The 6,813-nt window shown below is 38.6% G+C and carries 5 protein-coding genes; 1 reads left to right on the top strand and 4 read right to left on the bottom strand.

From position 1 onward, the window contains the following. Positions 1-224: 224 nt before the first annotated feature. The 3 genes from J7E52_RS26695 to J7E52_RS26705 form a co-directional block, all read right to left on the bottom strand. Positions 225-1,610, bottom strand: coding sequence for a sodium/glutamate symporter (locus J7E52_RS26695; protein WP_214750567.1), 1,386 nt, complete (start codon positions 1,608-1,610; stop codon positions 225-227). Between the two features lie 21 nt (positions 1,611-1,631). Next, a complete protein-coding gene (locus J7E52_RS26700; protein WP_214750566.1) occupies positions 1,632-2,798 on the bottom strand; it encodes an alanine dehydrogenase in 1,167 nt (388 codons plus the stop codon). A gap of 424 nt (positions 2,799-3,222) precedes the next feature. Continuing rightward, positions 3,223-4,632 carry a sigma-54 interaction domain-containing protein gene (locus tag J7E52_RS26705; RefSeq protein WP_214750565.1) on the bottom strand — a complete coding sequence of 470 codons (1,410 nt, stop codon included), beginning with the start codon at positions 4,630-4,632 and terminating at the stop codon, positions 3,223-3,225. Between the two features lie 478 nt (positions 4,633-5,110). Here J7E52_RS26705 and J7E52_RS26710 point away from each other — a divergent pair, with 478 nt between their 5' ends. Then, a complete protein-coding gene (locus J7E52_RS26710; protein WP_214750564.1) occupies positions 5,111-6,181 on the top strand; it encodes an SDR family oxidoreductase in 1,071 nt (356 codons plus the stop codon). A gap of 30 nt (positions 6,182-6,211) precedes the next feature. On the opposite strand, the gene J7E52_RS26715 is transcribed toward J7E52_RS26710, so the two are convergent. Further along, positions 6,212-6,598 (bottom strand): winged helix-turn-helix transcriptional regulator, encoded by a 387-nt coding sequence (locus J7E52_RS26715; protein WP_214750563.1) that lies wholly within the window; start codon positions 6,596-6,598, stop codon positions 6,212-6,214. Positions 6,599-6,813: the final 215 nt, after the last annotated feature.

Genomic DNA, 6,813 nt, shown 5'->3' on the forward strand with positions numbered 1-6,813 from the left:
ATAAAGAAGAGCACATATTAGCCAGGAGTAATATGTGCTCTTCTTTTATTAAATTCAAGGCCTTTTTCTGATATCCTCCATTTTTAATATATCGAATGTTGCAACTGTATAATGCTTGGCTCTATCTAATAAGAAGACAACAGTATCAGCCATTCATCTAAATGACTGATTTTCATTTCAAATAACTATATGTGTTATTTCCAATGACGTGGATACCACCTGCGTCATCCATCGCGATCAAGTGCAGATGCATCCGGCCTATCCTCTAAAGGAATTTTCCAGTACCACCATTTTAACTTAATGGATATTATAACGCAGACAATAGAAATAGCCGCGTAAATGCCAACAAATGACCAGTGTTGTCCTCCTAATAGCATTGCCGGTCCAGCTGACCATGCAAATAATTCGATAGGTGTATTTAGCGGCCCAACGATAGCTGTATCTGTGAGTGTCTTAGATTTATTATTTGGATCAACTACTCTTAAGAGGGTAAGCCCTATCGCAAAGACACCTGTTGCATAACCATAAACAAATATTGAACGCTCAAACCAACTTTCATAATTCATGGCTGGACCGACTGCCCATAACATTAAAATGACTATTAACATTCCTGAAAGCATCAATAATCCAAGTGGAAGTGCATATTCAAGAACGACAGGTAGTTTTATTGAGGCTACTCCAAAGAATACAAGGTAATCCGTTGCTGAGCTACCTAACCGATTTACCACATTTTCGTCTACATATTTATAGACACCCTTTTTCCCCTTGCCCATGAATGCATACATTACCAATGCAACGATGAACGCTATTGTAAATGTTGGAAAGTCAAGGCCCCAGGTATCTGCAATATATGTATTAAGCAAGTAACCTAAACCGGATGGAATAAGTAAAAGCGCAACATGAAATGCTAATGGATCAAGTGCTATAGGTGAAATCGTCTCAGTCCCTATGGATACTCGATTATCAGGCTTTACTAAACCTGTCCTCATGTCCTCTGATATTTCGGAGAAGTCTTTAACATATTGTGTATATCCTTTTTTTGTGGCCATTTTTATAAATAAGAGTCCACCGAAAATACCTGCTAAAATACCAATGGTGGCTGATGTCATACCTAAATCTGTTGCTGCGGCAAAACCTAAATTTTCAAAGGTTGACCCTACCGCAGCAGCTGTTCCATGACCACCATAGAATCCCGTTGCTAAAATTAATCCAAAACCATAATTAATATCTGGAACCCATTTAGAAATAACCAATATTGAAAATGTAATTGGAATAAAAATGAGGACGCCAATTATCAATATTTTGTATGAAGCATATGCACCCATTCTTTTGAGGTCTTTCTTCATATTACCCGGGGTAAATGAAAATCCATTTATCCCTACCGAAGCAAACACAAAAATTATGATGACTCCTGCATACGAACCTATGTCCGCTGAAAAAGGTAGGATATTCAGGAATCCTGGACCTAACGCTAAACCTAAAAAGCCTGCCATTAAACTTGCGGGAATGAAATTTTTTTGCAATAACTTGATTTTTGAACGCATAAACATACTTATTAATATAAGTATACTTGCGAGAGTGAAGTCTACCAATAGCGTATACAACGTCATAGCTGAATCCACCTTTTCTTATTAGAGTTTTAAAAAGTAATCTGATCTTGTAACTGTAGCGGGTGGTGCAGAGTCCAATTTCACTTGTTTAATATCAAGGATATCTTCCGGTTTTATCCATGGTCTGTTTTGAATAGCACTTGTTTCTTCATGAGTTAGATAGCCTTTATATGCCGTCAGGCTCCGTCTTAAAAAACCATCTTTTACGCAGGCTTCTGTGACACCTGAGTTTAGAATAGATCTAAGGTGCCCTAATACAGAGGCAGCATATGCTACGGATGTGGAATTTGCAATAGCCCCTGGAATATTGCCAACACAATAGTGAACGACGCCGTTTTCAATATACGTAGGATTATCATGAGTGGTTTCACGGAAGGACTCGATTGCCCCTTCAGCATCATTGCTAATATCTACAATGACAGATCCTTTTTCCATTAAGTTGAGCATATCTCTATCTATTAAATAATCCTTATTTCCTTTTGGCCATTTCACGCTATTAATGACTATATCAATTTCTGGAAGTATTTTTTGGATATTTTGTTTAGTTGATATTTGGGTGTTTACTTTTTCGTTGTAGATCTTTCCAATTTCCCTTAAAGTACCGAAGTTTATATCCATTACAGTACACCAAGCACCTAATGAATGTAGAACTTGTAATGCGGATTTTCCGACTAGACCTCCACCGAGGATGAGGACCTTAATGCTGGGTGCTCCTGCTAATCCACTTACAAATTTCCCTTTGCCTCCATTAATCGTCAGCATCGAGTGCAAGCCCATTAAAGCTCCTTGTTTACCTGCCGCTTCACAATTCACTGAGCCGAATCGATGTGAATCTTCTGCCGTAAAGGCAATACATTTGCTGTCAAGAATGGCTTGGACTTGTTGTTCATTAGCAGCTGGATGGATACAGGTATAGATAATTTGATTTTCTCTAAGTAATTTGTACTCGATTTCTTCAATTTCTTTAACCTTTGCTAAGAGGTCAGACCTTTCATACATTTCCTTCAACTCGTCTACTATCTCAGCACCTTGCTCCTCGTATTCTTCATTGCTAAACCCTGCTAGGAGTCCCGCATCTTTTTGAACAAGGACGGTATGACCATCGCTTTTAATAGTTCCCACCTCTAATGGAGTTGCTATTACTCGGAACTCCCCGACTTTAATATCTTTCAATACACCAAATATCAATTCGCTTCCCCCTTAGTTTCAAAATTCACAGCACCATATTGCCTAATCAATACCGACAGTGTTTTCATTATGACGATAAAATTTTTTCATTATATGGTTCTTTTTTGATTCAATATAATTCCTGATCTTTTATACTCCATTTTCTAAACGTCAACTTTTCACCCCTTTTTCCAACTTTATGACAAAATGTTTCTTCCTATTTATGTAAGGTCGCAATTCCCTTGTGTTTCATGAGTTTACTTAAGCAAGAAGTATGCCAAAAGAACACATCATTTTCCGCTGATTTAAGCAGAAAAATCAGAAAAAATAAGAGTATCTCTTAATAAATATGTCGATTGCAGATGGTAAATTGATTAAATTGTTAATATTTGAGCAGTTAATGTTATTTTTTGGGCACTATGTGCATAAGTTTATTTCTCTATTGTTAGCTTTTGGGCATAATTTCGTATAATCTGATCTTATTTTGCAGAGTTTGTCTTGGAATTTCGAGTATTTTAGCTGCTTGTGATACATTGTTTTTTGTTTGCTGGATTGCCTTTTCGATCATTTTCTTTTCTAATCTGGCAACAGCTTCTTTTAAGGGTTCAATTTGAAGATCTTCTTCACTATGTCGAATGAAATTCTTCACACGCTCTTCAATATCTTTCATTTGAAGTGTATCTTCCCAGTCATCTATTTGATTGATTGCAAATTCAACAATATGTTCCAACTCCCGTACATTTCCTGGCCAGTTGTACCTCAAGAGAAAGTCATATACCTCTCTCGATACATTGTTTATATTTTTGTGCAGCAACACATTATATTTAGATATAAAAGATTCCAATAAAAGCTTAATATCATCTTTCCGTTCCCGTAATGGTGGAATATTGAGTGTCATTACACATAATCTGTAATATAAATCAAGTCTCATATCCTTATCCTTTACACATTCTTCAGGGCGTTTATTGGATGCGGTGATTACACGCACATCAACTTTTCTAATATTTTTATCTCCTAATCTTCGAATATATCCGTCTTGCAGTACTCTTAATAACTTGGACTGTAGATGAATTGGCATTGAGTTAATTTCATCTAGAAAAATCGTTCCTCCTTCCGCTATTTCAAATAAGCCTGGATTATTTTCCGCTCCTGTAAAACTCCCTTTTATTGTACCGAACAAAATACTTTCAATTAAAGCTTCCGGAATTGCTGCACAGTTTTGCGCAATGAAAGGCTTTTCTACACGATTACTGGCATTGTGCAGCGCTTGAGCAAATAATTCTTTTCCTGTTCCTGTTTCACCATATATAAAGACGGGTGAGCTCCCTTTTGCAATTTTTTCGGTTAAGCGCTTTAAATTTTTCATTTGTTCGTTATTCGTAATAATATCTTTCAATGTATATTTTGCTCGTTCTGGATGAATATTTTCTAGTAATCGTTTATCATCTTTAAACATTTCTGAATTTATCTCGATTGCATTATTAGGAATATGATTTTCTTTACTTATTTCTTTAGAAAATTCAATTGCCCCTATAATTTTCCCATGGGCTCTGATTGGTAAGGAAATATTTGTGGTTTCAATTTTTCGTCCCATAAAATCAACAATTTCTTGCTTACCTCTAAAAATGGGACGACCTGTTTTCATTGCATTTAACAACGTACTCGATTTTTCATTCAACGCAGGAAATACGGAAAATAAGCTTTCTCCTAATATTTCCTCTCGTTCAAGAACTTCAGAGTGAAATCGAGGATTAAATTTAACTGTAAACAAGATAGTCCCTTTGTTATCAATAATAGTAATACCATCAATGTATTTCAGTTGATTTAGAACCTCGTAATTATTTAATCGACTCATTGTATTCTCCTCCATGATTTTGTAGTAAGGGGGCGAAAGTTTTATCTGATTTGGGATATTCTTGTAAAGCCATTCTTGATGCTTGCCACGAAAGACTAGAATGGAATGGCTTTCTCATTGTTCACCATTACACCATGGCCTCTCTTCCAGGATTATTTGCAAATGAAATAAGTACACAAGATTATGTAAGGCAGAATAAAGTGGTTCTTTTATCACTTCTATATATTTAACTTTGACTTATCAAGTTAGATGGGCGCCAACCTTATTCTAAGAAAGCGCCCGATTACGGTAGATTGAAAATGTGAAAAAGCTGCAAAATGAATGAATGCTAATTTATTTTATTAACGCACCCGTTAAGCGTAAGCACTGCTGAATTACAAAAAAGTGCTTATGTCACTTCAAAGTGCGTACTTCTCAAGTGTGGTTCCTTGATTCAAAATAACAGTGAACGTAACACAGTAAGGAGGAGCTGCACACTATGAATAATGAATCTAAAACAATACGCAAAGTTGCCTTGGTCGTTGGCGCAAATGGTGTAATCGGTCGCAACCTCATCGATCACCTCATTACCTTACCTGATTGGGACGTAATCGGCGTATCACGTCGGGGCGGAGAGTCAGTCGGCCGTGTCCGGTATGTGACTGTGGATCTTCTCGATATGGACGACACTCGCAAGAAGCTAAAGAGTTTAACTGAGGTAACACACATCTTCTATGCTGCCTATCAGGACCGTCCGACTTGGGCCCAACTTGTTCCGCCTAACCTTGCCATGCTAGTGAATACCGTAGAGGCCATCGAACCCATCGCAGCGGGCTTAAAACATGTCAGTTTAATGCAGGGATACAAGGTATATGGCGCACATCTCGGCCCGTTCAAAACTCCTGCTCGCGAAACAGACGCGAACCATATGCCGCCCGAATTCAATGTTGATCAGCAAGATTTCTTAGAACAAAAACAAAAAGGTAAAAATTGGACTTGGTCGGCGCTCCGTCCTTCTGTAGTCTGCGGCTTCTCGCTTGGAAATCCAATGAACCTCGCCATGGTCATTGCGATTTACGCCTCAATTTCAAAGGATCTTGGACTTCCGTTGCGGTTTCCTGGCAAGCCGGGTGCTTACGATAGCCTCTTGGAGATGACAGATGCCGGACTTCTCGCGAAGGCTACAGTATGGGCGGCGACTGAAGAGCGTTGTGCCAATCAGGCGTTTAACATAACAAACGGCGATCTATTCCGTTGGAATGAATTATGGCCGAAGATCGCTAACTACTTCGGCTTGGAGACGGCGCCTCCGCTGCAGATGTCACTGGACGTTGTCATGGCGGACAAGGAGCAGCTTTGGAACAAAATGGTCGAGAATCATGGGCTTGCTCGACATTTATATAAAGACGTATCCTCCTGGCGATTCGGTGATTTCGTGTTCTCTTGGGATTACGATTTCTTCGCCGACGGAACTAAGGCCCGTCGCTTTGGTTTTCACGAATACGTAGATACCGAAGCGATGTTTATGAACATCTTCGACGATTTTCGTAAACGCAAAGTCATCCCATAAACGAAAAGCCGGCCTTGTAATAGGTCGGCTTCATATATTATGTACGTTATCAAGCTGCGGGTTTGCTAGAACGGTAGCCCTTCCCCCGTACTTTTTCTCTATATGCGAATCCCCCCACCTACACATCAGATGCAGGATCTCCTTAAGACTCCAGCCGTAGTCTGTCAATTCATACTCTACCTTCGGTGGAACCTGGTTGTAAGAAATACGTAAGATTACACCTTCCTCTTCAAGCTCCCGAAGTTGCTGTGTTAACATTTTTTGAGTGATTGCGGGTATCAAGCTTTTCAATTCATTGTTACGTTTCTTGCCAAAGGTTAGATGAAAGAGAATTACAGGTTTCCATTTCCCTCCAATCACTTCCAAAGTTGCCTCTACCGCAGTGTTGTAAATCTTATCATGGTCATGGTCCTTCATTATACACCTCGCCCCCCTTTTTCGAATATTTCGACACAGATCACTGGTAAACATCAGAGTAATTGGAGCATAGCATTAAGCTCCGTCTTTAAACATTATATCTGCAAGCAAAATATTACGCTATCCTGCCCCAGTAATTGAATAATTTATAATTCAATTACTTACGAATAATCCCTTCTCTTAATCAAGAATATGGTCCTTAATGGAATAACATG

The organism is Bacillus sp. ISL-34 (genome assembly GCF_018613325.1).
Classification (GTDB): domain Bacteria; phylum Bacillota; class Bacilli; order Bacillales; family DSM-1321; genus Peribacillus.

Bases quoted from the DNA above. Each gene is read 5' to 3' on its own strand.
- J7E52_RS26695 (WP_214750567.1), bottom strand. From the start codon at position 1,610: ATGACGTTGTATACGCTATTGGTAGACTTCACTCTCGCAAGTATACTT.
- J7E52_RS26705 (WP_214750565.1), bottom strand. From the start codon at position 4,632: ATGAGTCGATTAAATAATTACGAGGTTCTAAATCAACTGAAATACATT.
- J7E52_RS26710 (WP_214750564.1), top strand. From the start codon at position 5,111: ATGAATAATGAATCTAAAACAATACGCAAAGTTGCCTTGGTCGTTGGC.
- J7E52_RS26715 (WP_214750563.1), bottom strand. From the start codon at position 6,598: ATGAAGGACCATGACCATGATAAGATTTACAACACTGCGGTAGAGGCA.